At 69.1% G+C, this 25,343-nt stretch carries 31 protein-coding genes; 23 read left to right on the top strand and 8 right to left on the bottom strand.

Translation table 11 applies throughout. The features are described 5' to 3' along the window. Window positions 1–19: 19 nt before the first annotated feature. The 6 genes from BTZ20_RS25590 to BTZ20_RS25555 all read left to right on the top strand — a co-directional run bounded on the left by BTZ20_RS25590 (window position 20) and on the right by BTZ20_RS25555 (window position 3,830). Window positions 20–325, top strand: a complete 306-nt coding sequence (locus BTZ20_RS25590) for a hypothetical protein (protein ID WP_077043290.1) — start codon at window positions 20–22, stop codon at window positions 323–325. Window positions 326–932: 607 nt separating this feature from the next. Further along, entirely contained in the window at window positions 933–1,217 is a 285-nt protein-coding gene (locus tag BTZ20_RS25580) for a hypothetical protein (RefSeq protein WP_145982420.1), read from the top strand. 255 nt (window positions 1,218–1,472) lie between these two features. Next, window positions 1,473–1,784, top strand: coding sequence for a hypothetical protein (locus tag BTZ20_RS25575; protein ID WP_077043287.1), 312 nt, complete (start codon window positions 1,473–1,475; stop codon window positions 1,782–1,784). An 87-nt stretch (window positions 1,785–1,871) separates the two neighbouring features. Continuing rightward, window positions 1,872–2,186, top strand: a complete 315-nt coding sequence (locus BTZ20_RS25570) for a hypothetical protein (protein WP_077043286.1) — start codon at window positions 1,872–1,874, stop codon at window positions 2,184–2,186. A 202-nt stretch (window positions 2,187–2,388) separates the two neighbouring features. Beyond that, window positions 2,389–3,099, top strand: a complete 711-nt coding sequence (locus BTZ20_RS25565; RefSeq protein ID WP_145982419.1) for a hypothetical protein — start codon at window positions 2,389–2,391, stop codon at window positions 3,097–3,099. Continuing rightward, window positions 3,099–3,830 carry a hypothetical protein gene (locus BTZ20_RS25555; RefSeq protein WP_145982418.1) on the top strand — a complete coding sequence of 244 codons (732 nt, stop codon included), beginning with the start codon at window positions 3,099–3,101 and terminating at the stop codon, window positions 3,828–3,830. The genes BTZ20_RS25565 and BTZ20_RS25555 overlap by 1 nt, the downstream gene beginning before the upstream one ends. A gap of 63 nt (window positions 3,831–3,893) precedes the next feature. On the opposite strand, the gene BTZ20_RS25550 is transcribed toward BTZ20_RS25555, so the two are convergent. Further along, window positions 3,894–4,241: a TraR/DksA family transcriptional regulator gene (locus BTZ20_RS25550; RefSeq protein WP_077043282.1), complete on the bottom strand. Its 348-nt coding sequence runs from the start codon at window positions 4,239–4,241 to the stop codon at window positions 3,894–3,896. Between the two features lie 52 nt (window positions 4,242–4,293). Beyond that, on the bottom strand, window positions 4,294–4,686 hold the full coding sequence (locus tag BTZ20_RS25545; protein ID WP_077043281.1) for a PPOX class F420-dependent oxidoreductase: 393 nt from the start codon (window positions 4,684–4,686) through the stop codon (window positions 4,294–4,296). 137 nt (window positions 4,687–4,823) lie between these two features. On the opposite strand from BTZ20_RS25545, the gene BTZ20_RS28750 reads away from it, so the two are divergent. The 15 genes from BTZ20_RS28750 to BTZ20_RS25480 all read left to right on the top strand — a co-directional run bounded on the left by BTZ20_RS28750 (window position 4,824) and on the right by BTZ20_RS25480 (window position 18,548). After that, window positions 4,824–5,078, top strand: coding sequence for a hypothetical protein (locus BTZ20_RS28750; RefSeq protein WP_223263890.1), 255 nt, complete (start codon window positions 4,824–4,826; stop codon window positions 5,076–5,078). Further along, window positions 4,973–6,103, top strand: a complete 1,131-nt coding sequence (locus tag BTZ20_RS25540) for an ATP-grasp domain-containing protein (protein WP_223263858.1) — start codon at window positions 4,973–4,975, stop codon at window positions 6,101–6,103. Before BTZ20_RS28750 ends, BTZ20_RS25540 begins: the two co-directional genes overlap by 106 nt. Then, on the top strand, window positions 6,100–6,927 hold the full coding sequence (locus tag BTZ20_RS25535; RefSeq protein ID WP_223263527.1) for a Rossmann-like domain-containing protein: 828 nt from the start codon (window positions 6,100–6,102) through the stop codon (window positions 6,925–6,927). The genes BTZ20_RS25540 and BTZ20_RS25535 overlap by 4 nt, the downstream gene beginning before the upstream one ends. After that, window positions 6,924–7,997 carry a PLP-dependent cysteine synthase family protein gene (locus BTZ20_RS25530; protein WP_077043279.1) on the top strand — a complete coding sequence of 358 codons (1,074 nt, stop codon included), beginning with the start codon at window positions 6,924–6,926 and terminating at the stop codon, window positions 7,995–7,997. Before BTZ20_RS25535 ends, BTZ20_RS25530 begins: the two co-directional genes overlap by 4 nt. After that, window positions 7,994–9,022 carry an enolase C-terminal domain-like protein gene (locus BTZ20_RS25525; protein ID WP_077043278.1) on the top strand — a complete coding sequence of 343 codons (1,029 nt, stop codon included), beginning with the start codon at window positions 7,994–7,996 and terminating at the stop codon, window positions 9,020–9,022. The genes BTZ20_RS25530 and BTZ20_RS25525 overlap by 4 nt, the downstream gene beginning before the upstream one ends. Continuing rightward, window positions 9,019–10,284 (top strand): MFS transporter, encoded by a 1,266-nt coding sequence (locus BTZ20_RS27025; protein WP_077043277.1) that lies wholly within the window; start codon window positions 9,019–9,021, stop codon window positions 10,282–10,284. The genes BTZ20_RS25525 and BTZ20_RS27025 overlap by 4 nt, the downstream gene beginning before the upstream one ends. Continuing rightward, window positions 10,281–11,108, top strand: a complete 828-nt coding sequence (locus BTZ20_RS27020) for a class I SAM-dependent DNA methyltransferase (protein WP_077043276.1) — start codon at window positions 10,281–10,283, stop codon at window positions 11,106–11,108. The genes BTZ20_RS27025 and BTZ20_RS27020 overlap by 4 nt, the downstream gene beginning before the upstream one ends. Before the next feature lie 55 nt (window positions 11,109–11,163). Continuing rightward, window positions 11,164–11,466: a twin-arginine translocation signal domain-containing protein gene (locus tag BTZ20_RS28745; RefSeq protein WP_223263526.1), complete on the top strand. Its 303-nt coding sequence runs from the start codon at window positions 11,164–11,166 to the stop codon at window positions 11,464–11,466. Continuing rightward, window positions 11,406–12,731, top strand: coding sequence for an ABC transporter substrate-binding protein (locus BTZ20_RS25510; RefSeq protein WP_223263525.1), 1,326 nt, complete (start codon window positions 11,406–11,408; stop codon window positions 12,729–12,731). The genes BTZ20_RS28745 and BTZ20_RS25510 overlap by 61 nt, the downstream gene beginning before the upstream one ends. Continuing rightward, window positions 12,719–13,678, top strand: coding sequence for an ABC transporter permease (locus BTZ20_RS25505; RefSeq protein WP_223263524.1), 960 nt, complete (start codon window positions 12,719–12,721; stop codon window positions 13,676–13,678). Before BTZ20_RS25510 ends, BTZ20_RS25505 begins: the two co-directional genes overlap by 13 nt. A gap of 50 nt (window positions 13,679–13,728) precedes the next feature. Continuing rightward, the gene (locus BTZ20_RS25500; protein WP_223263523.1) at window positions 13,729–14,517 is read left to right on the top strand and encodes an ABC transporter permease; all 789 of its coding nucleotides are present in this window, start codon (window positions 13,729–13,731) and stop codon (window positions 14,515–14,517) included. Further along, complete coding sequence (locus BTZ20_RS25495) at window positions 14,514–15,989, top strand: ABC transporter ATP-binding protein (RefSeq protein ID WP_083742853.1); 1,476 nt, start codon at window positions 14,514–14,516, stop codon at window positions 15,987–15,989. Before BTZ20_RS25500 ends, BTZ20_RS25495 begins: the two co-directional genes overlap by 4 nt. Window positions 15,990–16,148: 159 nt before the next feature. Further along, window positions 16,149–16,781 (top strand): hypothetical protein, encoded by a 633-nt coding sequence (locus BTZ20_RS27015; RefSeq protein ID WP_145982417.1) that lies wholly within the window; start codon window positions 16,149–16,151, stop codon window positions 16,779–16,781. A 191-nt stretch (window positions 16,782–16,972) separates the two neighbouring features. After that, window positions 16,973–17,647 carry a hypothetical protein gene (locus BTZ20_RS25485; RefSeq protein WP_077043272.1) on the top strand — a complete coding sequence of 225 codons (675 nt, stop codon included), beginning with the start codon at window positions 16,973–16,975 and terminating at the stop codon, window positions 17,645–17,647. Between the two features lie 160 nt (window positions 17,648–17,807). Further along, a complete protein-coding gene (locus BTZ20_RS25480) occupies window positions 17,808–18,548 on the top strand; it encodes a hypothetical protein (RefSeq protein WP_145982416.1) in 741 nt (246 codons plus the stop codon). A gap of 3 nt (window positions 18,549–18,551) precedes the next feature. On the opposite strand, the gene BTZ20_RS25475 is transcribed toward BTZ20_RS25480, so the two are convergent. From BTZ20_RS25475 to BTZ20_RS25460, 4 genes are all read right to left on the bottom strand, one after another. Beyond that, complete coding sequence (locus BTZ20_RS25475; protein ID WP_077043270.1) at window positions 18,552–19,268, bottom strand: TMEM165/GDT1 family protein; 717 nt, start codon at window positions 19,266–19,268, stop codon at window positions 18,552–18,554. Window positions 19,269–19,552: 284 nt separating this feature from the next. Beyond that, on the bottom strand, window positions 19,553–20,080 hold the full coding sequence (locus BTZ20_RS25470; RefSeq protein WP_077043269.1) for a peptidase: 528 nt from the start codon (window positions 20,078–20,080) through the stop codon (window positions 19,553–19,555). A gap of 118 nt (window positions 20,081–20,198) precedes the next feature. Further along, entirely contained in the window at window positions 20,199–21,041 is an 843-nt protein-coding gene (locus tag BTZ20_RS25465; RefSeq protein ID WP_077043268.1) for an SMP-30/gluconolactonase/LRE family protein, read from the bottom strand. Between the two features lie 85 nt (window positions 21,042–21,126). Continuing rightward, window positions 21,127–21,750, bottom strand: a complete 624-nt coding sequence (locus BTZ20_RS25460) for a superoxide dismutase (RefSeq protein ID WP_072752934.1) — start codon at window positions 21,748–21,750, stop codon at window positions 21,127–21,129. Between the two features lie 266 nt (window positions 21,751–22,016). On the opposite strand from BTZ20_RS25460, the gene BTZ20_RS25455 reads away from it, so the two are divergent. Continuing rightward, on the top strand, window positions 22,017–23,153 hold the full coding sequence (locus tag BTZ20_RS25455) for an acyltransferase family protein (RefSeq protein WP_077044006.1): 1,137 nt from the start codon (window positions 22,017–22,019) through the stop codon (window positions 23,151–23,153). Here BTZ20_RS25455 and BTZ20_RS25450 read toward each other — a convergent pair. Continuing rightward, a complete protein-coding gene (locus BTZ20_RS25450) occupies window positions 23,075–23,464 on the bottom strand; it encodes a hypothetical protein (protein WP_077043267.1) in 390 nt (129 codons plus the stop codon). The two genes, BTZ20_RS25455 and BTZ20_RS25450, sit on opposite strands and share 79 nt — an antisense overlap. Window positions 23,465–23,589: 125 nt before the next feature. Between BTZ20_RS25450 and msrA the strand changes: the two genes are divergently transcribed. Beyond that, the gene (gene msrA / locus BTZ20_RS25445) at window positions 23,590–24,300 is read left to right on the top strand and encodes a peptide-methionine (S)-S-oxide reductase MsrA (RefSeq protein WP_077043266.1); all 711 of its coding nucleotides are present in this window, start codon (window positions 23,590–23,592) and stop codon (window positions 24,298–24,300) included. 10 nt (window positions 24,301–24,310) lie between these two features. Here the strand turns inward: msrA and BTZ20_RS25440 are convergent, their stop codons facing one another. Next, a complete protein-coding gene (locus BTZ20_RS25440) occupies window positions 24,311–25,240 on the bottom strand; it encodes an LLM class F420-dependent oxidoreductase (RefSeq protein WP_077044005.1) in 930 nt (309 codons plus the stop codon). Between the last annotated feature and the right edge of the window lie 103 nt (window positions 25,241–25,343).

Here is a 25,343-nt window from a genome sequence, read left to right as displayed (position 1 = left end):
TTCGAACGAAGGAATTTGCATGTTGCGAAATCTGACGCGCCGCGGCGCGTCCCTCCTTTTGGCCGCGGCTGTGCTCGGCGGCGGTCTGGCCCTCGGTGGAGGCACGGCGTCGGCCGAGGAACTCCAGAACAGCAGTCTGGACCTCAGTTCTCTTGGTACGGGGTCGGCCGAGGATGTCCCACTGTTGCGCGACCTGAACACGGCGACCGGCTCCGGGCTGATCAGCGGTGTAGATCTAATGGACGCCTGGATCAACAACGGCTTGTTTGACACCGGCAGCCGGGAGATCACGTGCACCGCTAATACCTATGATTGCCCGATTTAGGCGAGGCACTTCTCGCGTTTGACGACTCAGCTGCGAAATGTCGAAGTCCAATTCCCTACCGGACTGGCTGATCCGCCTATTCCGGAGCGATCGGGGCGTCCCGATTGTATAGCCGTCCCGTCACCACACTTCGAACGAAGGAATTTGCATGTTGCGATCTCTGACGCGCCGCGGCGCGTCCTCCTTTTGGCCGCGGCTGTGCTCGGCGGCGGTCTGGCCCTCGGTGGGGGCACGGCGTCGGCCGCAGAAGCTTCCGGCAGCGGGGAGGGTCTGGCCATTGGGTCCGACGAAATCCTGAGCGCGGTTCTCAGCGCCCCTTTCATGATCTTTATTGGTGTGGGGGCTGCTCTCGGCGACTCGTCTGACACCGACAGCGTCATCAGTGGGTGTCAAGGACAGGCCCGAATGTGCTGATAGGCCGGTCGACGTGTTCGTGCCGTACGACGTGAGTGCGTGTTGACGCGTGTTTCGCGTTCAACGCTTCGACCAGTGGAAGGTCGAGTTCCAGTTCGGCTGTCGGCGTTGTGGTTTCGCCCGATGCTGTACGCGGTCGGGGGCGTTCGAATGGTGGCGCCCCGTCATTTCGCTTTCGAATGAGGGGATCTGTATGTCTCGAAATCTTGTGCGTCGTGGTGCGTCCGTCTTGCTGGCGTCGGCTCTGCTCGGTGGTGGTCTGGTTCTCGGTGGGGGCACGGCGTCGGCCGCGGAAACTCCCGGCAGCGTGGAGGGTCTCGCCAGCGGCTCCTTCGACCTTCTGAACGCGGTCACCAGTGCTCCCGTGGTGATCTTCTTCGGTGTGACAAAGGTTCTCGCCGGCTCGTCGGATTCCGACAGCGTCGGTTTCGCCGGGTGCAACGCCATGCAGGGCGCCCCGTGCCCGATCACCTTCTAGGTGCCACCCAGTCGACCGTGATTCCGCCCGCCCAGGAATCCTGGGCGGGCGTTTTCGTGCGCTGGGGACGCAGCGCACGTTCGGCGCGTCGAGTTCACGCACCCGTTGCAGTCGGGGTTTAACGCTTCGACCTGCGAAGAGTCGAGCTTCCGTTCGGCTGTAGGTCGGGTCGTTTCACCCTATGCTGGCGCGGTCGGAGGGGGCGTTCGTCTTGGCGCCTTCGTCCCGCCATCACACTCGAACGAAGGAATCTGCATGTTGCGAAATCTGGTGCGCGCCGGCGCATCCGTCCTCGTCGCCGGGGCTCTGCTCGGTGGCGGTCTGGCCCTGGGCGCAGGCACGGCATCGGCCGAGGAGGCCCCCGGCAGCGCGAGTGGCTCGACCGAAATGTTCGGCAGCCCACTCGATTGGGTGGCCATGGGAGTGCTCGCCGCGGGGCAGGCGGGTGGCTCGGTCGGCGACCTCACCTTTGGGTGCAACCCCAAACAGGGTGCGGACTGCGATTTCCCCACCCCTTCGGAGATCCTGCTCGCCCTGTTGCAGGGTCGCGATCCTCACACGCTGTAGCCGTACCCACTCGATCGTGACGCCGCCCGCTCGGGTTTCCGGGCGGGTGTAGTCGCCCCTCATACCACTTCGAACGAAGGAGTTTGCATGTTGCGAAATCTGGCGCGCCGTGGCGCGTCCGTCCTTATTGCCGCGGCTGTGCTCGGTGGCGGTCTGGCCCTCGGTGGGGGCACGGCGTCGGCTGAGGAAGTCCCAAATAGCGGCCTGGCCCTCGGTATTGGTACGGGGTCGGCTGAGGATGTCCCACTGCTGCGCGACGTGAACACGGCGTCGGCCGAGGCGACCGGGTCCGTGTTCATTACCGCTGGAATGTTGATGGACGCCTGGATCAACAACGGCTTGATTGACACTGGCACTGTCAAATTTGGGTGTGATGCCAACACCATTGATTGCCCGATTTAGGCGAGGCACCTATCGCATGGTTGCAGGGGCGCCTTCGCGCCCTCGCAGCTGCGCCCGTCTTTCCTGCAGTGAGCTGCAACCCGGGTCGTGTTTAACGCTTTGACCTGCGGAAATATCTGCCCATTTGAACTACCGGACTGACCGATTCCTCCTATGCTGACGCGGTCGGGGGCGTCGGGTGGCTGTGGCGCCCAGTCATCACATGTCGAAGTGGAGAAACACCTTGTCCAACAACATGATGCGCCGCGGAGCATCGATCCTTGCCGCCGCGGCCGTCGTTGCCGGCGGACTCACAGTCGGCGCGGGTACCGCGAGTGCGTCCTGCATCGCAAGCGGAGGCCTGGAGCGACTCCAGTCGATCACGGAACCGCTGGGTGTCGAGTCGATTGGCCGGTACTGCTCGTGGTTCACCGAACATCTGAGCCGATCCGTCGAGAATGTCGACGTGGTCCAGGGGTACAAGCCGGGGGCCACGGCGGGTGACTTGATGAGCTACACCTACAGCTTCAGTCTGAGCAATGATCCAGCCAGGAATCTGACGAAGCTCGTCAGCAATGGACCGCCCGGGTACGCGATGACCGGCGTGGTGGTCGATCTGGTGGAGTGGATCAACGGTGTGCCCAAGCGCACACCGATCGAGGTGGGCCAGGTGGGTCAGGATCCCACCACGGGGACCGTCACCATCACCCCTCCGGGCGAGGGGTGGCCCATCCCGCGCCGGACCGACACCAGCCGTCCGGAACTCGAGGTGCGTGTCACCTACCGAGTTCCCTTGAACGTCAGACCCGGTTTCGTCACCGCCGGTGTCACATTCGAAGCGACCGGGCTGACGGGAACCCAGGGCTGGTCGCAGCTCGGGTCGACCGAAATCGACAACCCGTACGGGGATGCCTTCGGCAGTTCCGGTTCCTGATGAACCTTGCGGTGGTCGCTTCCGGTTATTCGGCGGCGGCCACCGGCTCACTCACATCGAGATGGAGAAACACCTTGTCCCACAACATGATGCGCCGCGGGGCATCGATCCTTGCCGCCGCGGCCGTCGTCGCCGGCGGGCTCACGGTCGGTGCGGGCACCGCGAGTGCGGTCTGCCAGATGAGTGGATCCCTGACACAGGTCGATTCGATTGCGAAATCTCCCTGCCTGAACATCAGTCATTGGTGGGTGGATGCAACGACTGCGGACTTCACCGTCACGCAGGGTGGCCCGAAGACGATCGCCACCGGCGAGGATGCGCGCTTCTTCGCCACCATCAAGAACTCGGGTGACCCGAACCGGGGTATGACGAAGTTCGTCCACCATGTGCCCGCGGGTTTCGTGTTGAAGACCGTGACCGGTAATTCGTACAGGTACATACCGGCTGGAAATCGCTACGAAAGTGTCCCGGTCGAGCTCACGTCCGAGGTCGATCCTGTCACCGGGGCCGTCCTCGTCAAGCCTGCGTCCGGACAGCCGCTGAGTGTTGTGGACCAGCTGTATGTGAACCTCACCTACGAGGTCCAGGGCGTTCTCGCCATCGGCACCAGCGGCATCACGTTCGAGGCAACAGGTGTCCCGGAAACGCGGGACTGGCTGGCGACGGGGACGACGACGGTCACGCCGATTCAAGATCCCATCGGCAGCGCCAGCGGCAGCACCGGCTCCTGACCGACCGGTGGTGGTCGCGGTTGGACCAGTCGCGACCACCACCACCTCGATCTTCTCGCCGGGTCAGGAGCAGTCGATGCAGCGCAACACTGCCGGCAGCACGTCGAGCCGCTCGGCGCCGATCGGCCGCCCGCACTTCGCGCAGACCCCGTAGCTGCCGTCCTCGACCCGGCGCCGGGCAGCGTCGAGGTCCTCCAGTTCCTGCCGAGCGTCGTCGAGCAGCGAAGCGACCTGCGCCCGCTCGAACGCGATCGTGGAGCCCTCGGGGTCGTGCTCGTCGTCGTTGGTGGTGAGTTCCGACCCGTCCAGGATGTCGGCCAGCCGCGCCGTCAGCGACTCGATCCGGTGCACGGTCGCGGCCTGCTCAGCCGCGATCCGGTCACGGGCGGTGGCAGCGGCGGACTCGGTCATGTCGGGTACAACGCCGGAGCGCCGCCGTTGCTTCCGTCGGGCCGCGAGCCGGTCACGGCGCGTGGAAGTCCGTCAGCTCGTAGTGGAGCGTGGGGGTGCGCATGACCTTGTGTGCCGCCCGCACCATGACTCGCTGCAGGATCGGGAAGCGGCGATCGATGGCCCGGCCGGCGGCGTCGGCCTCGGTGCCGGTGAGCAGGTGCGCGGTCGCATCCGCCTCCTCGCCGGTCGGCTTGCCCGACCAGGTGCAGGGCCACATCCGGACCTCGGGGAAGTTCCGTAGCCGCTTGTTCTTCGAGGCCCTGCCGGGTGTTCGGAAATACGCGTGGGTCCCGTCGACCGCGATGTTCACGGGGGTGTCGACCCAGCTGCCGTCCCGTTTGCGGGTCTGCAGCAACACCACCTTGGCGGCCGCGATCGGTTCCGGGGGAATCTGTTCGGTCATGTCACCCCTCCTGTGGGTGCCAGTGAGACCCCTTCAGTGTCCGTCGAACTCCTCCGTCGGTCCACCCGCTATTGCTAACGATAACGATTGTCAGTATCTTCTGCTGGTCCGGTTTGGGATCGAGCGGAAGGTCATGCGTGGCACACCTGCTGATGGTGGAGAGTTGGGTCGGCGCGATGGGCACGTTGCTGCCGAGAGCAGTGACCGACGCGGGTGCGACCTTCACCTTCCTGACCAGAGATCCCGGGCACTACCCGCAGACCACCCCGACGGAGCTCCCCACCCGCTGCGCCGGGGACGCGCGATCGTCACCACGGACACGAACGACGCCGTCGCCGCCGTGGATGCGGCGCGCCGTATCCACGCCGAATCGCGCCTCGATGGCGTCCTGAGCAGCTGCGACTACTACCTGCCGCTGGCGGCGGAGATCGCTGCCGAGCTCGGATTGCCGGGGCCGCGGCCGGAGGCGGTCGGGGTCGCGTGCGACAAGCGGCGCACCCGGGACAGGCTGGACCGGGCGGGCATCCCCGGCCCGCGTCATCGGCTCGTTCCTCTCGACGATGAGGCGGGTCTGGTGTCGGCGGTCGAGCATGTCGGATTTCCGCTGGTGGTCAAGCCGACCGATCTGTGCGCCGGGATGTTCGTGCGGCGCGCGGACGGCTGGGCGGAGGTCGCCGCCGCCGCGGCGGAACTCCGCCGGTTCGAGGTCAATGCCCGCGGCCAGTGGCGGGAACCGGTGGTGCTGCTCGAGGAGTACCTCGTCGGCCCGGAGTTCAGCGTGGAGAGCTGGGTTCGCGGCGGCGAGATCCACACGGTGGGCGTCACCGACAAGAGCCTCGGCGGGGCCTCCGGTTTCGTGGAGACCGGGCACATGTTCCCGGCCCGGCTCGACGCGGCGGACCGTGCCGGGCTGGTGTCGTCCGCCGAGAGTGCCATCCGCGCGGTCGGGCTGGACCACGGCGTCGTGCACACGGAGCTGCGCCTGACGGGCGCCGGTCCCCGCATCATCGAGATCAATCCCCGACCGGCCGGGAATCAGATCACCGAGCTGATCCGGCACGTCGAGGGCATCGACCTGCCCCGGGTCGCCGTGGAGCTGGCGCTAGGGCGTGACCCGAGCACCGCCGGTGGCGACGACACCGGTGGGCGGCCGCGCAGCGCGGCGGTGCAGATGCTCGTACCCGACCGGGTCGGGGTCCTCGACCGGATCGACGGGGCGAGCGGGGTCGCCGCACACCCGGCGATCGCGGCCGTCGACTTCAAGCAACCGGGCCATCGAGTCACCGTGGGCGCGGACAACAACAGCTATCTCGGCAGCGTTCTCGTCACCTCGGACGAGCCGACCGGGGCCCGGCCAATCGCCGAGCAGCTGATGGCGACGATCTCGGTCGGCTACCGCGAGGAATCCGCGCCGTGACCGCCGTCGCGACGCCGGGCGGCGTCGCCGAACTCCTGGAGCGCTATCGCACCGACCCCGCGCTCACACCCACGGCCGACGTGTCGGTGTCCGTCGCCTTCACCACCACCCAGGGCGTGCGGCATGCCGGGCGCGGCGGGGGCTACCGGAACCAGGTGATCAGTCTGCGGGTCGGCGCCGCAACCGGCTCGTGTGCGGTGGAACCTGGATCGGTCGACGTCGATCTCGTGCACGCGCTCGCCGGTACCCCCGTCGCGGAGCTGTTGGGCCATCCCCATCTCGCCGTCCAGGTCGCCGCCCTCGATGCGTACCTCGCCCACCGGCGGCCGTTCGAGGACGACCCGAACGCGACGACACGCTGGATTCCGGCGGGCGATTCGCTGCGACGTTCGCTGGCCCGGGCGCGTCAGGTGACGGGCCTTCTCGAGGCCCCTCCCGGCACCCACGTGCTGGTGATCGGCGTCGTGAACTCCCTGCTGTCCTGTCTGCGTGAGCGCGGGGTGCGGTACGTCCCCTGCGACCTCAAGGGTGGCACCACCGAGTGGGGTGAACCCGTCGTCACCGACTTCGCACCCTGGCTCGGCGAGTGTGACGCGGTCCTGGCCAGCGGAATGATGCTGGGGAACGGCACCTTCGACCGGCTGCTCCGGCTCGTCGCCGCGGGTCGACGGCCGACCTCGGTCGCCCTCTTCGCGCAGAGCGGTGCGGCGGTGGCCCGCGAGCTGCTCGGCGCCGGCGTCGACGCGCTCTCGGCCGAGCCGTACCCGTTCTTCTGGCTCACCGGCGACGCCGGTCCCATCCACCTGTACCGGGCGGCCAGATGACGGGGGTCGACCTGCTCCGACGGGTCGGTAACAGCCCGCTCGTCTCGGTGAAAACTCCTGTGCCGCTGGCTCATCCGGGCTATTTCGCGAAGATCGAGTCGCTGGGCGTAGGCGGGCTCAAGGCGCGATCGGCACTGTCGATGCTGGAGGGCGCGCGGCGGCGCGGGGAATTGCAGCCGGGTGCCCGGGTGGTCGAGTCCACCAGCGGCACACTCGGGCTCGGTCTCGCCTATGTGGCCCAGGCGCTGGGACATCCGGTGACCCTGGTCGTGGACGACGAGCTCGAGCCCGCGATGCGGAACCTGCTGTCCGCCTTGGGTGCCGAGGTCGTGATCGTGGATACGCCGCATCCCGAGGGCGGCTGGCAGCAGGCCCGGCTCGACAGGTTGCGGAGCATTGTGGCCGCCGAACCCGGGTCGTACTGGCCGAACCAGTACGACAATCCCGACAACGCGGCCGGATACCGGGGCCTGGCGGACGAGATCATGACCGGACTGGCGGCCGCGGGAATCGGCAAACCGTCCGCACTGGTCTGCAGCGTGGGGACCGGCGGTCACAGCAGCGGCGTCGGCGGCCGACTGCGGGAGCGCTGGCCCGACCTGCGGATCATCGGCGTCGACGCGCTGGGATCGAGGATCTTCGGCCAACCGGCCGCGCACCGCCTGATGCGCGGGCTGGGCAGCAGCGTGCACCCCGGAAACGTGCGGTACGACCTGTTCGACGAGGTCCATTGGGTTGGGCCGCGCGAGGCGGTACACGCTTGCCGCGCCCTCGCCCGCGAGGGCTTCCACACCGGCGGCTGGAGCACCGGCGCCGCCGCCACGGTGGCGGGATGGGCGGCTGCACAGTGGCCGGGCGCCGTCGTCACCGTCTTCCCGGACGGCCCGGAACGGTACCTGCGCAGCATCTTCGACGACGACTGGTGTCGTGAACACGGCCTGTTGGGCGCCCCGCGCAGTAGGCCCCACGAGATATCCGACTGCCGGCACCCCGCGACGTGCTGGACGCGGTGCCGAACGGTTCCCATACCGAGCGATGCCGCCGACCGACGAGACGAGGAGACCAGATGAGGCTCACCTGGCGGGCGACGACGCTCGAGCTCGCGCGCCCGTTCCGGATCAGCAGATCCGTGATGACCGGCCGCACGGCCGTCGAGATCGCCCTCGGCGGCGCCGACGCCGAGCTCGTCGGGCGGGGCGAGGTGGTCTCGTCCGCCCATGCGGAACTGGGGCCGGAGCGGATCGTTGCCGAACTCCGCCGCGTCCGCGCGAGCTGGGAAGGCCTTTCACTCGACCGGGTCCGCGTCCCGGGCGGCGCACACCCCGCGGTCGCGTCCGCGCTGCGCACGGCGGTGTCCGAGTACGAGGCGAGGGGGTCGGGCCGGACACTGGCCGCGCAGCTCGGGTTGCCGTTGCTCTCCGAGATACCGATCGCCAGGACGATCGGAATCGACTCGCCGCCGGAGATGACACACCAGGCGGCCGCCCTGGCGGCCAGCGGATTCGGGCTGCTCAAGGTCAAGTCGGACGCCGATGTCGGAGCCTCGGTGCGGAGGCTGGCGGCGGTCGCCGAGGCGGCGCCGGGTGCCGAGCTGATCGTCGACCCGAACGAGGCATGGACCGCGGGAACGGCGCTTCGCATCCTCGAGGAGGTGCGCGGGCTTCCGATCGTCGCGATGGAGCAGCCGCTCGCGGTCGCGGATCGTGGCGGTCAACGCGAGCTCCGCAGCCGGACCGACGTCCCGGTGATCGCGGACGAGTCGATCTCGACCGTTGCCGACCTCGATGGCCTCGACGGGCTCGCCGACGCGGTCAACATCAAACTGACCAAATGTGGTGGGGTACACCAGGCCCGGGTGCTCGCCGAGGAGGCCCGCCGCCGCGGGCTGGACGTGATGCTGGGTTGCCTGGTCTCCAGTTCGCTCGGCATCGCGCCCGCGGTGCACCTGGCCGCGTTGGCCCGGTGGTGCGATCTCGACGGGCACCTGCTGCTCGCCCGTGACCCCTGGCATGGCCTCGGCGGGGAGGACGGGCGGCTGCGGCCGACCGGGGAGCCCGGTCTCGGCGTGCGCCGGAGCGAGGAGGCCCGGTCGTGACCCGAACGGAGGGTGCCCCGCCGAGAGCGGGGACATTCGCGACCCTGCGCAGCTTCCCCCGATCGGTGCAGTTGCTGGTCGTCAACCAGTACGGGGTCAACACCGGCTTCTACATGCTGGTGCCGTTCCTCACGATGCACCTGACCGGTAGCCTCGGCCTCTCCGTGGCGATCACCGGTGTCGTTCTCGGCGTCCGCACGCTCAGCCAGCAGGGCATGTTCCTTCTCGGAGGGACAGCGTCGGACCGGCTCGGACCGCGCCGGGTGATCATCGCGGGATGTGCGCTGCGCTGTGTGGGTTTCGCGGTGTTCGGCTTCGGGACCTCGGTGCCGGTGCTGCTGACCGCCTCGATCCTGTCGGGACTCGCCGGGGCGTTGTTCAACCCCGCGGTCCGGTCCTACATCGCCGTGGCCGAACCGGACCGAAGGGCCGAGGCCTTCGCGGTGTTCAACGTGTTCGCGCAGGCCGGTGCGCTGTCCGGCCCGCTGGTCGGTGCCGCGCTGCTCGCGGTCGATTTCCGGACCGTCGCTGTGACCGCCGCCGCGATCTTCGCCGCGCTCACGCTTGCCCAGCTGCGTTGTCTTCCCGCGTACGAGGTGGAGCCGTCCGAGACGAGCGTGTTGCGGGGCTGGGGATCGATACTCGCCGATCGTCGGTTCGTCCTGTTCACCCTGTCCATGCTCGGGATGTTCGCCCTGCAGAGCCAGATGTACCTGGTCTACCCGGTGTTGGCCCGCCGGATCACCTCCTGGCAGGGCGCGGTCGCAGTGCTCTTCCTCAGCACCACCGTCTTCAGCCTGTTCTTCCAGGTCCGGATCACCAGGTGGCTGCAGGCTCGGGCCGCGCGCGGCACCGCGATAGCGGGTGGGCTCGCACTCATGGGTGGTGCGTTCGTACTCCTGCTGCCGGTGTTGTGGATCGGTCCCGTCGGCGACATCCGGTATGTCGTCCTCGCGCTGACCGTGGTGGTGATCTCGGCGCTCGTGTTGGAGGCAGGCATCATGGTGGCCCAGCCGTTCGTGATGGAACTGATTCCGGCATATGGCGATTCGCGCATCTCGGGCACCCTGTTCGGCATGTTCTACCTGGTGTCCGGGGTGGTGGCGGCCGGGGGCAACGCGGTGATCGGCTACGGAGTCGAGGTCTCCAACGGCTGGCCGGGGGTCTGTGTCTGCATCCTGCTCGGGGCCGGGTCCGCAGCCGCGGTGTGGCTGCTGCAGCGGCGCCGGCTGCTCGCCGACCCGAGCGGGGTGACCGCGTGAGCGTTCCCGAGGCACGAAACCTGTTGACCGACAACCCGGAACTCTACGAGGCGCGCTTTCCCGATCCGGACCATGTGGCCGCTCGTTTCGTCGACGATGTGCTGCGGACGTTCCTGCCGTCGGCGGTCGCGGGTGAGCCCGTCACCGTGTTGGATCTGGGCTGCGGAACCGGTCGGGACCTGGGGCATTTGGTTGGGTGCGGCTACCACGGGCTCGGCATCGACCGGTCGACGGCGATGGTGGGATACGCGAATCGGACCTACCCGGGGGTGTCGGCCACCGTCGGTGATCTGCGGAGCTTCGTCATCGGCGCCGCCGTCGACGCGATCATCTGTCTCGACAGCTCGCTGCTCTACTGCCACACCGACGCCGAGCTCGAGTCCTGTCTCCGGTGCTGCCGCGACCACCTGCGGCGCGGGGGCCTGCTGATTGCGGAGATGCGGAACGGCGCATTCTTCCTCGGCAACACCGAACTCCTCGACGGTCCGAGCCACTCCGCCTTCGAATGGCGCGGCCAGATGTGGCGGGCGGAGACCACCCTGTGGGTCGATCGCGCCGCCCAGCTGCTGCGCCGACGCCGGGAATGGCGGCTTCCGGCCTTCACCGAGCCGCTGGTCCAGGAGTCGGCATGGCGGCTGCTCTTCCCGGTCGAGCTGGCGAGCCACCTGCGCAGGGCCGGTTTCACGGTCCGGGCGATGTTCGATGCGCCCGGACCACGCGCCGAGGGCGGATGGCCGCGAGATCGGCGGTCGGATCCGGTCCCGGCCCTTGGATCCGCCGACCTGTCCGGTGATCGGCTGCACATCGTCGCCGAGGCCTGTTGAGCCGCACGCCGCGGCTTCGCATCACACCCTGTCAGTACATCCCAAGGAGAGAATCATGAATCCGCTCACCCGCACGGGCCTGCCGCACCTGAACCGCCGGACCTTCCTCGGCCTCGGCGCGGCCGCGACCGGTGCCGTCCTGCTGGGTGGCTGCGGCGCGGCCGACGGTGAGGCGGCGAGCAGCGCCGCGCCCAGAGACGGCGGACGGCTGCGGGCAGTGTTCGCGGGGGAGGAGCGCAGGAGGCGCTCGACCCGCACAAGACCAACCTCTACGCCGATGTCGCCCGTTCGAACGCCTTGTACGACAAGCTCGTCGAGTACGGGGACGACCTCGGTCCGGTGCCGCGGCTCGCCGTGAACTGGCGACCGAACGCGGACGCCACCTCATGGACGGTCGAACTTCGACAGGCGTCGTTCCATGACGGGCGACCGGTTCGGGCGGCCGACGTGCTGTACTCCTACGCCCGCATCCAGGACCCGCGGAATGCGTTGCGACCGCGGGCCTCGCTCGAGGTGATCGACATCGGGCGGTCCCGCGCGATCGACGATCGCACCATCGAATTCGCCTGCACCCGCCCGTGCGGTGACCTGGCCAACGTGCTGGCCGCCTTCGGCGCCTACGTCATCCCCGAGGGCACCACCGACTTCACCCGTCCCATCGGTTCCGGACCGTTCACCTTCGTCTCCTTCGAGCCGGGCCGCTCTTTCGTAAGCCGCCGATTCGCCGACTACTGGGACGGGGCACCGCATCTCGAGGAACTGGAGATCCTGATCGCACCGGAGGAGACCGCGCGGATCAACGCACTGCTCGGCGGTCAGGCCGAGTACGCCGACGATCTCGGCCCGACGTCGGCACGGACCTACGAGGGGGACCGTCGGGTCCGGATCCTGCGTTCGCCGCGCAGCTCGATGTCGGGCTTCGCGATGAAGGTGGATCGCCCGCCGTTCGACAACGTGGATCTGCGCCGGGCGATGTTCGCGCTCGTCGACCGTGAGCAGCTCGTCAACACCGTGCTGGGGACGTCCGGGGTGGTGGGCAACGACCTGTTCGGCAAGGGCGCCAAGTACTACGCCGACGACCTGCCGCAGCGCACCGCCGACCTCGAGGCCGCGCGGGCGCTGATCCGGAAGGCCGGCGCCGAGAACACCCGCATCGAGTTGCTCACGACCGGTGCGACCAACGGATTCGTCGAGGCGGCCAACATCTTCGCCGAGCAGGCCGGGCGCGCCGGACTACGGATCGAGGTGAAGGTGGGCGAGGGCTCCACCTACTGGACCCGCACCCTCGACGAGGGCGTGCTGTCCAGCTTCCGGTCGGGCGCGATGCCCATCGAATCGCACCTCGCGCAGCGGATGCTGTCGACGTCCGCCAAGAACTACACGCAGTGGCGTCGGCCCGAGTTCGACGCCCTGTTCGCCACCGCCAGCGCCACCACCGATGAGGAGGTGCGAGCCCGCGCCTACCGGGACATGCAGTCGCAGTTGTATTCCGACGGCGGCCTGCTGGTCTGGGGCTTCGCCGACGGGCTGCACGGGCTTGCACCCACCGTCGACGGCGTGGCGGAGGGAGCCCCCAGCAACACCCTCGGCTACGCGCGCTTCGACAAGGCGTGGCTTTCCTGATGCTCGTCCGGTACGTCGCCCTGCGCACCGCTCTCGGAGGTGCGCAGGTTCTCGGCGTCGTGGTGGTGGTGTTTCTGTTCGCGGCCCTGCTCCCCGGGGACGCCGCCGTCACCATCGCGGCCGACGACGCCGACCCCGAACGCATCGCCCGGCTCCGCCACGCCCTCGGCCTGGACCGGCCGCTGCTCGATCAGCTCGGGGGCTGGCTCGGTGGCCTGGCCCGCGGAGACCTGGGGACCTCGGCGATATCGGGGCGTCCGGTGTCCGAGTTATTGTCCGCGGCAATAGTTCCCACGGTCACCCTGGCGCTGCTCGCCCTCGCGGGCCTGATCCCGGTGGCCCTGCTGCTGGGGGTCACCGCGGCGGTGCGGCGGGGCGGGCGGGTGGACCGGGCGATCTCCTGGCTCACCGTCGCGCTGTACGCGGTGCCCGAGTTCGCCCTGGCGATCGTGGTGGTCGCGGTGTTCGCCGTGTGGCTCGGGTGGTTCGCCCCCACCGCGATCGGCGCGAGCGGTCCGCTGCTCGCGCAGCCGGAGCTGTGGTTGCTCCCGGTGACGGTGCTCGTGGTGCGACCGGTGTGCTCGCTGTCGCGACTGGTGCGGTCATCGATGATCACGTCGCTCGAGTCCGAATACACCCGGCACACCCTGCGGCTCGGCGTGCCGATGCGCCGGGTGGTCTGGCGGCACGCGCTGCCCGGGTCGATCACGCCGGCCGTGCAGCAGCTCGCACGGGTGTCGGACTGGTTGCTCGGTGGCGTGGTCGTGGTGGAGGCCGTCTTCGCGCTCGGCGGGCTCGGGCAGGTACTGGTCGGGGCGGTCAGCGGCCGGGACGTGCCGCTGCTGCTGGGCCTGGTGGTGCTGTTCTCGCTGATCACCGTGGGTGTGAACCTGCTCGCCGACATCGCGGCGTTCGCACTGAATCCCGTTGCGCGGGAGGCACGGTGATAGCGCGCCCCGAGGGTCCCAGGCGCGGAGGCCGAGGCTCGGGGGTCCTGGTGGGCGCGGCGCTCACGACGACCGCACTCCTTGTGGCTTTCGGCGGACCGCTCGTCGCCGAACCCGGCCCCCGCGGCCCGGCCTTCGCGTCGGGCGGCGACTGGCCGTTAGGCACGGACGCGGAGGGCCGCGACGTGCTGACCCAGGCCCTGCTCGGCGGCCGATCGTTGGTGCTCATCGCCGCGGCGGCGGTGCTCGCGATCTACCTGCTCGCCGTGCCATGGGGAGTGGCCGCGGCGACGTCGGGGCGGCGGTGGGTGGACGAGACGTTGATGCGCCCGCTGGACCTGCTGCTCTCGGTCCCGTCGATGATGCTGCTGCTCCTGGTGGTGGCGATGACGGAGGCGAACGCCGCGGTGCTGGCGCTGACGGTGGCGGTCCTGCAATTCCCGGATGCCGCCCGCCTGGTGCGAGCATCGGCGTTGTACGCCGCGCACAGCCCCGCGATGCAGGCGCTGCGTCTGCAGCGGGAGACCTGGTGGCGCCGCAACGTGGGCTACCTGGGGCGCACCCTGCTGCCCGTGCTGGCGGCCGACGCCGGGCTGCGCTTCGTTGGCGCGATCTACCTGGTGGCGTCCGCCAGCTTCCTCGGGCTGACGGCCGACGCCTCGGGCACCGATTGGGCGGTCATGGTCGATCGCAACCGGAGCGGAATCGCCCTCGCCCCCTGGGGTGTGCTGGTCCCGACCCTGTTGATCATCGGGCTCGCGGTCGGGGTGAATCTGTTGTTCGACTCGGGCGCCAGGGCGGCGTCGCGAGAGTCGTCCCCGGGGAGGAGTGGCACATGACCGAGGTCGTGCACGGGCGACGCCAGGCGATCCGGGTGCGTGGACTGACCGCGCGGGCCGGGGGCCGCATGCTGGTGGACGGCGTCGACCTGGACATCCCGGCCGGCGCCGTCACCGCCGTCATCGGCGGCTCGGGGAGCGGGAAGACCACCACGGCACTGGCCTTGATGGGGGAGCGGCGGCCGGGCGTGATCGTCGAGTCGCGCCGGCTCGAGTGCGAGGGGGTCCGGTTCGGATACGTGCCGCAACAGCCCTCCGCGGTGCTCACGCCCTGGCTGCGGATCGGGCGCGTGCTCCGCGATGTCGAACACGCCGCACACCGCGCGGGGCGCCGGGTCACCGTGCCGGATGCGTTGCGGCGCGCCAGTTTTCCCGAGGGCGTGCGGCTGCTGGACCGCTACCCGCACCAGCTCTCCGGCGGTCAGCAGCAGCGCCTGGCCCTCGCCCAGACCCTGCTGACGGACCCGAACTGCCTGATCCTGGACGAACCGACCACCGGCCAGGACCCCGCGAACCGGTCGGCCGTGCTGGACGAGATCGCCCGCCTCGCGAGCGAGGGGCTGACGATCGTCCTGCTCACACACGACCTCGATGCGGTCCGGGCGGTGGCCGGGAGCGTGGTCGTGATGTCGCAGGGCAGGGTCGTTGAGTCCGGCGACGTGGCGCTTCTCGACGCGCCCACCCACCCGCAGACGCTGGTCCTGCTCGAGGCCGGCGCAGCGCGTCGCGAGCGCGGCCGGAGTTCGGGGACCGGGGCTCGGAGCCCCCGGCTGGTGATGGACGGGGTGACCGCGGGCTACCGGAGCGACCCGGTCCTGCGGGACTTCTCCCTGGCCATCGGTCCGGGGGAGTGCGTTGCCCTGGTCGGTCCGTCCGGTTGCGGCAAGACCACCGCCGCCCGTGTTGTCGCCGGGCTGCACCGGCCGTCGGCGGGTCGGGTACTGCTCGACGGCGAGCCGTTGGCGCCAGACGCTCGGGGGCGTTCCCGCGCGCATGCAGCGGCGATCGCCTACGTGTTCCAGGATGCGAAGGCGGCCTTCGATCCGTTCCGGAGCGTGGGCGAGCAGATCGCCCGCGGTCCGATGCGACTGCGGGGCATGTCCAGGGCGGCCGCCGAGAACGCCGCGACGATCGCGCTGCGGCAGGTGGGTCTCGCTGCGGACATCGCGCGAGCACGCGTGTCCTCGCTGTCGGGCGGCGAGGCGCAACGCGCCGCGATCGCGCGGGCGCTGGCGACGTCGCCCGCGCTACTGATCTGTGACGAGGTGACGACCGGGCTCGACTCGGTATCGCAGCGACGCGTGCTCGAGATCCTGTCGGAACTCACTCGCGAGCAGGGGACGTCGCTCTTGGTGATCAGCCACGACGCCGCGGTGGTTGGCGCGGTCGCGGGTGAGGTGCTGGATCTGGGGAAGTCCGCCGCCCGCTGTGAGGAACCGCGCGAGCCGCGGACCAGTTCCGGCAGTGTTTAACGCTTTGACCTGGGAAAAGGCAATCGTTCGATTCCGCCGCGGAGCGCCGTTTCGCCCCCTACTCTTGGCGAGTTCTTGGGGGCGGGCGGTGGGCCGGTTCCCCCAACATTGAAGGAGACATGGTTGATGGGTGGACACCTGGTGCGTCGGGGCGGGTCGGTGCTCGCTGCGCTGGCCGTCATGGTTGGCGGCGCGACGATAGGTGCGGGGGCCGCCGCAGGTGAGCCTGGAGATGGGACCGGGAGTCTTGGGCAATCCTGCGTCGGGCTCTACGAACAGCTGTGCAACGGCGAGGCCTTCTTGGATCACGGTGCGAGGGGCAACATCCTGCTGGGATATCAGGGTCCCGCCAAGGCCGAAGTGGGCAGCGAAGTCACGTATTACCCGGGCCTCTCGGCCCGGGATGGCACACCCGGCTTGGCAGTAACGAGCGTCACTCACCATGTTCCGCGAGGACTTGAATTCGTCGGGGCCGAGGTAATTTCCCGCCCGCGATTCGCGCCCGACGTGGAGCTGGACTCGACCGCGGTGGTGGATCCCGTCACGGGGGATGTGACGGTCACGGCGCCCGCAGGTGGCTGGGCCATCCCGACGGCGGCAACCGACGCCGGCTCCCTCACCGGGTACCTATCCGTCGGGTTGCGCTACAAGGTGGTCAAGTCGTACCTCGATGGCACAACCGGGGTCACCTTCACCGGTACCGGCGTCCCGGCGTCGGAGGGGTGGGTGGCGACGGGGTTCACGAAGGTCACCCCCGTGGATCTAGGGACATTCGGCAGCTCGGGAAACTGATTGCGCGCGTTCCCCTTTCGAAACCCATTCAATCGGCGGCCCGACCGGGTCGCAGGCAAGCATCTCCGACTCAGAGTCTTGTGTCTCGAATTCCGACCGCGCACAGCGGCGGACTGATCGACGGCGTCAGGCTCTGCAAACCGAAGGGAAACTGTTCAATGGCTCGACGCCTGGTGCATAGGGGCGGGTCGGTGCTCGCAGCGCTGACCATCGTCGTGGGTGGTGCGATGCTCGGTGCGGGAGGCGCAGGGGCGGCGCCGACGGGAAGCGCGGGGCTCGGAAGCTCAGAGGTCCCGTGCGATGGTTGCGTCGACGAGGGCTTCCGGGATACCCAGAGCCGTGGTGACATTGCCGTGCACTACGAGGGTCCCGGCCGGGCCGTCGTGGGTCAGGAGGTTACGTTCACCGCCGAGTTCGGGGCTCGTTATCTCGGTCCCGGTTCGATCCCGGACGTGGCGGTTGCCACTGTCACGCACCGAGCGCCGGACGGGTTTGAGTTCACGCGGGCGGAGGTCACCTCCTATGACTGGACTCCCGGCAGATACCCGATCACGGTTCTGGACTCGTCCGCTGCGGTCGATCCCGTCAGGGGGGATGTCACGGTCGCGGCGCCCGCCGGTGGGTGGGCCATCCCGGAGGTGGTGATCAACAACGCGCCCGATCCGACTCGCTTTGTTTCGGGCAAGGTGTTCGTCAAGTTGCGCTATACGGCGACTGAGCCGATTCGTGACGGCGCCAGTGGCCTCACCTTCACCGGTACCGGCGTCCCGGCGTCGGAGGGCTGGGTGGCCAAGGGAACTACCCAGGTCACCGAGGCCGAGGCCGAGGCCCCGCAGCCCGGAGGCTTCGGCAGCTCGGGAAGCTGACTGCGCGCGACCCGCTTTCGAATACTCCTGTAACCGGCGGCCGGCACGGTCGCCGCGAAGACTCTCCGAGCCAAGCCGGCCCGCGTCTCGCCCTCTCACCGCATTCAGCGGGGGACTGCTCGACGGGGCAGGGCTCTGCAATCCGAAAGGATATCTATCAATGATTGGACATCTGGTGCGTAGGGGTGGGGCCGTGCTCGCGGCACTGACCATCGTCACGGGTGGTGCGGTGGCAGGTGCGGGTGGCGCTGGGGCCGTGTCAACGGGAAGCGCGGCCGGACAGCTGGACGAGATGTGGCAGAACCTGTTGCGTCCCTGCCGCGACACCAGCGCGCAGTACCCGGATTTTGGGCCGTGTTACCGCAACGGCTTTTGGGATAAGGGGATGCTCGGCAATTACATGGGCGTGTATTCCGGTGTCAAGGAGGTCGACCCGGGTGCCAACGCCACCTTTACCGCAGTCGTCGTGGCCGAGGAAGCCGCATTCCAGGTCGCCGCACCCGAGGTCAACGTGGACGTCACGAGCGTCACCCATCACGCTCCGAAGGGCTTTCAGTTCGTGAAGGTGAAGGTGACCGGCACTACCCCTACACCTACGCCGCCGTCGCCCGTCGTGGATCTGGATTCGACGGTGACGGTGGACCCCGCTACGGGGGACGTCACGGTCACGGCGCCGGATGGGGGCTGGGCGCTCTGGCCGGGGAGGAACGGCAACATGTTCGCGGGCGGCTCTGTCAGTCTCGTGTTCGAGTACAAGGCGCCCAACGTGGCTCTCGACGGGACCAACGGTTTCACCTTCACCGGCACCGGTGTCCCGGCGTCCGATGGTTGGGTGGCGTCCGGGAACACCCGGGTCCTGCCCGCCGGGGGAATGGGGAGTACCGGGAGCGCGGGTTCCTGACCTCTATTCCGCGCCTACCTGTCGAGGGGTTTCGTGAGTCTCCCCGACAGGTGGGGCCGCGGCCCGCCGGGACCGCACGTACCGCACGCCTCCCGCTATGGCCGCGACCGCGAGGATCGCGCCGCCTGCGATCGGGCCGGCCACGGTCCCGGGGAACAGGCCCTGGAGCAGCAGCATCACGCCGAAGACGAAGAACAGGGTGGCGGCCGCGAGCTGGATGAACCGCTCGGGCAGGTGCTTGCCCAGCACGGCGCCGACGACGATCGCGAGGGCGTCGGCCGCGACCATGCCGACCGTCGAGCCGATCCACACGCCGACCCAGTCGTTGTCCGCGGCCAGCGTGATGGTGGCGAGCATCGTCTTGTCGCCGAGCTCGGCCAGGAAGAACGCCGAGGCGACCGCGAGGAACGCCGAGGTGCCGACCCGGGCGGCCTTGTTCTGCTCGTCGTCGCTGAGGCTGTCGCCGCGCAGGGTCCAGAGGGCGAAGATCAGGAAGGCGATGCCACCGACGGTGCTGATCAGGTTCGTGGGGATGGCCACGCCCAGGTAGTGGCCGACGCCGACGGAGACCAGGTGCACCACGGTGGTGGCGACGGTGATGCCGCCGATCACGATCCACCACTTGTAGCGCAGCGCGAACGTCATCGCCATGAGCTGGGATTTGTCGCCGAGTTCGGCGACGAAGATGACGCCGAAGCTGAGCAGCAGCGCGGCAAGCATGCGAACCTCCTCCGTTATCTGGTTTCGGAGGATGTTGGGAACCGTTCCTCCGGCCGCCGACGTGTGGACGCCGACAGCCGAAGGTCTCGCCCACCGGGCCGGTCGAGTGAACGACGGCGTCGGTTCGGGCAGCCGGGCGCATCGGAATTCGCGATGCTGACCAGTATGTCGACTGCTCGATTGGGGGCTACTCCCCTTCGCTAGGCGTAAGACTACCCGAGGTTCACGAGATCACAAAGCGCACAACAAGTTTGGGAGGCCGAACTTTGTTCTTCCGGTCCGCGTCAAGAGGCCAGCAGCATGGCCAAAACGGCGGTGTCGGGGTCGGAGTTGGGATCGAGGCTCATCCGGCTGACCAGGGACGTGACGGTGCCGTCGGCGTCCGCCTCCACCCACGTTGCCCGGTGGTCCAGTCCGAGGTGCGGCACGCCCGGCAGTAACAGGCAGCCCGAGGCCGCGCCCACACACTCCGGCAACGACGGCATGGTCTCCGACGGAGGGTGCAGCACCAGCAGGGCGGGCGGCAGATGTTCCGCGAAACATCCTGGTGTGACGGCGGATTCGCCGAGCACCGGACCCTCCGCGACCACGAGTCCGACGGTGCCCGGTTCCGGGTCCTCGGGAAGGTCCTCGTGAGCGCCGAAAACCGTTGAGGTGGGGAGTAACCCGGGTACGCAGGCGACCCGGACGGCGAGCACCAGCAGCTGGGCCCACTCCTTGGTGGTGTCGGGCCACCGGCCGGAGATGATGAACCCGCGCAACGCCCCGGCGGCATGGAACGGCGAGACGCCGATGTGTCCGTGCTGGTTCACGTCCGTCCCCCTTCCGTGCGACGGGCGCCCCGGGAGCGCGCCCCGGGACACCTCCAGGATGCGCCGAACTCGGCTGGCAGACAAGCGGGATGGAGTGCCAGCCGGATCGCGGAACGCACTACTCCTGCGCGGCGGGAACCCGCACCCGGACCCGCCGGACGGCGCCGGCGCGGTCTCGTTCCGCCTCCTCCGGAACCCACGTCTCGGCGGTGCAGACGAACAGGTCGCGGCCGTCGGGCCCGCCAAGTGCGAGCGAGTACGGGCGGGGCGCGGACAGGCGGTCGGTGATGGCGCCCTCGGCGTCGACGCGGAAGACCTCGTCCCCGAACGGGGAGGCGACCCAGACGCCGTCCTCGGCGTCGATCGCGAGGCCGTCGGGGTGCACCGAGGCGTCGAACTCGGCGATCACCCGCCGCTGCTCGAGCCCGCCGTCGGGTTCGATGGTGAAGCCGGTCAGCCGGCCGGGGGTGGATCGGCTCTCGGCGACGATGAGGGTGCTGCCGTCGGAGGTCACGACCATGCCGCCCGCCAGCACCATCGCGGTCGCGACGTCGTGGACGGTGCCGTCGGGTTCGATCATCGCCAGATCGGCGGGCCGCGGCGGCCGCGGGGGATCGCTGCCGTCGCCGACGTTGCCGACGTAGGCGCGTCCGAACCGGTCGACGCACATCTCGTTCAGATACCAGGTGGCGACCCCGGAGAGGTCGGCGTGCACGACCAGGGTGCCGTCCGGTTCCCGGCGCAGCACGAGCAGGTCGCGGGTGGAGGCGATGAGGAGCCGGCCGTCGGGGAGAAAGCCCAGGCCCGCGGGTCGGCCGGGCACCTCGGCCACGGTGTTGAGCGCGCCCGTCAGCGGGTCGTACGCCAACACCTCACCGGCGTGCGTGTCCGAGAACCACAGGTGCCGGTCGTGCCAGCGTGCCCCATCGGGAAAGGTCAGACCCTCGACGAGGGTGTCCATCCCTTAACGATACGACCGTTTGCCGGAAACGACTCCGCCGCGCCCGGGGTCGGGCGCGGCGGAGTGGGTCGTGCGGCGGAGCTGCTTAGACGATGAGGCCTGCGGTCTGGGTGCGGGCGCGGTCGAAGCGGGCTGCGACGTCGTTCCAGTTGACGATGTTCCAGAAGGCGTTGACGTAGTCGCCCTTGACGTTCTGGTAGTCGAGGTAGAAGGCGTGCTCCCACATGTCGAGCATGAGCAGGGGGGTGAGGCCGATGGAGATGTTGCCCTGCTGGTCGTAGAGCTGGACGATGATCAGTCGCTGGCCGATGGAGTCCCAGGCGAGGATGGACCAGCCGGAGCCCTGGATGGCGTTGGCGTTGGCGTTGAAGTGGGTGCGGAAGGCGTCGAAGCCGCCGAACTGGTCGTCGATGGCTGCGGCGAGTTCGCCTTCGGGCTTGTCGCCGCCGTCGGGGCTGAGGTTGTTCCAGAAGACGGTGTGGTTGGTGTGGCCGCCGAGGTGGAAGGCGAGGTTCTTCTCGTGCAGGTTGACCACGGGGGCGACGGCGTCGGCGGCGCGGAGTTCGGCGAGCTTGTCGAGGGCGGCGTTGGCGCCTGCGACGTAGGCGGCGTGGTGCTTGTCGTGGTGCAGCTCCATGATCTTGCCGGAGATGTGCGGCTCGAGGGCGGCGTAGTCGTAGGGCAGTTCAGGCAGCGAGTAGACAGACACGAGGGTCCCTTCCTTACGGGCGCGCACGCCCGGCGTGTACCAAGTTCGATTTTGGGTCGATCCTTCTCGGGCATAACCCAATCTCATTCGTACACCGTCCGCAAGATTTGCGACCAAGCGGGCGCGGATGCGAGCGACGCGTCCAGGGGTGGTCGCCGGACGCCCCGATTTCCGACACCGGTTCGTCCGGTCGGTGAACAAAACCTTAATATTGGGTGGTGCTCCGACTGCAACACGTTTCCGTGCGCGCGTCATCGCCGCCTCGGATCGAGTTCGGCGGAGCCAATCTCCTCCGCGCGATCGCGGTGCTCGCCGTCATCTATTCGCACATCTCGTACTACCTGATCGACGACCTCGGCTCCGGCTGGTGGCTGATCGACGGCGTCTACACGGTGCTGGTGGCCGGTGGCGGACTCAATCAGCACCTTTCGTTCCTCGGCGTCGCGATCTTCATGATGCTCACGGGGCTGATGCTCACCGCGTCGGCCACTCGGCACACCCCCGGTCGGTTCCTCTTCAACCGGGTCGGCCGGCTGCTGCCCGCGCTGTGGGTGGCGATCCTGGTCGCCATCGTCCTGGTGCGCCTGGGCATCAATGGGATGTTCAGCGGCCAGGACGGGATCTCGAACTCGGAGGCGGCGCTCAGCTTCGTGCTCGGTGGGTTCTTCCTCACGCCTGAGGTCGCGGTGCTCGGGGTGACCTGGACGCTGGTCGTGCAGGTGCTCTTCTACCTGTACTGCGTCGCCGCCCGGCCGCTGCTGAGGACGATCCCGATCGCGGTACCCCTCGCGGGGGCGGCGCTGTGCAGCGCGGTGCTGCTCTACAACCTGTACGTGCCGCAGCCGTACGCGGTGCCGATGCTGTCCAAGGTCGCCGCGACTCTGCCCGCGGTGTTCATGGGCCAGATCATCTACCTGGGCTGGGCGCGGCTGGCGAACTGGCGCTGGGTCATCGTGGCGACCATGGCGCAGGCCGAGGTGGTGCGCCTGGCCACCGACAGTCACGTCTACTGGGCGGGGGACCGCTACCTGTGGACGATGGTCGTGGTCACCTGCGCGGTGCTGGCGCTGGTGCGGTACGACGGCTACCTCGGTCGGCTGAGTGTCGTGCGCTGGACCGCGACCCGCAGCTACGCGATCTACCTGCTGCACACGTTGATCCTGTACCGGGTGTACGAGAACACCGTCGGTCACCTGGGCCGGACGGGCGCGGTGCTCGCCTTCCTGCTGGTGACGGCCGGGGCGGCGGAGCTGCTGTACCGGTTCGTGGAGGTGCCCTCGAGCCGATGGATCGGCGCGCAGTCACACCGCTTCGGGCGGTCCGATCAGAGCACGACGAACGCGACGACGCCGGCGACCACGAGGACCAGCACGCCGATCAGCACCGCGAACGCGACCGACTGACGCCCAGGCGCGGACTGTTGGCCGTGCCCGGCGACGGGTTCCGGTGCGAGCCAGGGCGGGCTGACCGGTGGCGCGCCGAGCTCGGTGTCGGCCGACGGGGCCGCGGGCTGGGTCGAGATCGCGGGCGGGGTAGGGGTAGGGGACAGCGGCCTCGGAGAAACAGGCGGCTGCGCGAGGACAACCGGCGGCTCGGGGCGGGGTCCCTCGGGTCGCTGCTGCGCGGGTTTCGGGGCCGGCCGCGTGGCGCCCCACTTGAACGGCGGCGGGAACGGTGATCCCTGCGCATCGCCCTCGGGTTCCTGAGGTGACATCTACGCCTCCTGCGACGACGGTCGGCCCCCCAACTGCACCGGCGAGCTTACCGAGGCGGGCGGCCTCCGAGCCCGCGCAACGACGACGGAACCGCCGCGGCGGCGGCCGCGCGTAGCATCGGATCATGTCCTGGTACGACGACATCCTCGGCCGCACGGCGGCGAAAACAGCGATCGTGAGCGCCGACGAGGCGCTGCCCGGCCGGACCCAGCCGCTGCGGGTTCCCGACGCCCACTACGTCAACGGACACCCGCTGACCCCGCCGTTCCCTGAGGGAATGCAGACCGCGGTCGTCGGCATGGGCTGCTTCTGGGGCGCAGAGAAGGAGTTCTGGCAGCTCGACGGTGTGTACAGCACCGCGGCCGGATACGCGGGCGGGTTCACCCTCAACCCCACGTACGAGGAGGTCTGCTCGGGCCGGACCGGGCACACCGAGGTGGTGCTCGTGGTCTTCGATCCGGCGGTCATCAGCTACGCGAGCGTGCTGCAGCAGTTCTGGGAGAACCACGACCCCACGCAGGGCCTGCGGCAGGGCAACGACCACGGCTCCCAGTACCGCTCGGCGATCTACACCACCGACGACGCGCAGCAGTCGATCGCACACGCCACCGCGGAGACGTTCGCGGTCCGGTTGGCCGATGCCGGGTACGGGGCGATCACCACCGAGATCGCCCCGCTCCGCGAGTTCTACTACGCCGAGGACTATCACCAGCAGTACCTCGCCAAGAATCCCGGCGGTTACTGCCCGGTGCATGCCACCGGCGTCAGCTGCCCGGTCGGCCTGCTGAAGCAGGACGAGGTGCCCGCGCAGAAGGACATCCTGCCGCCGAGCTGAGGTACTGCCCTCAGCCGAGCTGCGGCAGTACCTCGTTCGCGACCAGTTCCAGGTGGTCGAGGTCCTCGAGGTCGAGGGTCTGCAGATAGATGCGGCTCGCGCCGAGCTCGCCGTACCGGCCGATCTTGTCGACGAGCTCGGCGGGTGAACCGGCCGCGCCGTTCTCCCGCAGTTCGGCGACCTCCCGCCCGATGCGCGCCGCGCGGGCGGCGAGCTCGCTCTCGGTGCGGCCGCAGCAGAGCACCAGCGCGTTGGAGTAGGTGAGTTCGGTGGGGTCGCGGTCGATCGTGCGGCAGGCCTGGCGCACCCGCTCGAACTGGGTGGCGGTGCCGTCGAGGGAGACGAACGGCAGGTTGAACTCGTCGGCGTAGCGGGCCGTCAGCTCGGGGGTGCGGCGCTTGCCCATGCCGCCCATGATGATCGGCGGCCCGGCGTGGTGGAACGGCTTCGGCAGCGCGGGCGAATCCTCGATGCGGTGGTGCGCGCCGTCGAACGAGAAGGACTCGCCGACCGGGGTCTCCCACATGCCGGTGATCACCGCCAGCGATTCCTCGAGCCGGTCGAAACGCTCCTTCAGCGACGGGAAGGGGATGCCGTAGGCGAGGTGCTCCTCCTCGTACCAGCCTGCGCCGATGCCGAACTCCACCCGGCCCTCGCTCATCGCGTCCACCTGGGCCACGCTGATCGCCAGCGGCCCCGGGTAGCGGAACGTCGCGGAGGTGACCAGCGTGCCGAGCCGGATCGTGGACGTCTCGCGGGCGAGGCCCGCCAGCGTGATCCAGGCGTCGGTGGGGCCGGGCAGCCCGTCGGAGTTCATCGCCAGGTAGTGGTCGGATCGGAAGAAGGCGCCGTAGCCGAGGTCCTCGGCGGCCTGCGCGACGCGCAGCAACTGCCCGTAGGTGGCGCCCTGCTGCGGTTCGGTGAAGATTCTCAGCTCCATGCGTGCCAGCCTGCCGTATCCGGCGCGGGCGCGCATGCACCACGACGCGGGCACCCCGCGCGCCGGGGGAATCGTTCCCGCCTCCACCGACGAGCCGCCGCCG

This window comes from Rhodococcus sp. MTM3W5.2, from assembly GCF_001984015.1.
In the GTDB taxonomy this organism is placed as follows: domain Bacteria; phylum Actinomycetota; class Actinomycetes; order Mycobacteriales; family Mycobacteriaceae; genus Rhodococcus_G; species Rhodococcus_G oryzae.
The sequence above is the reverse complement of the archived record's forward strand: the minus strand, read 5'-3'. Positions and strand labels throughout refer to the sequence as shown.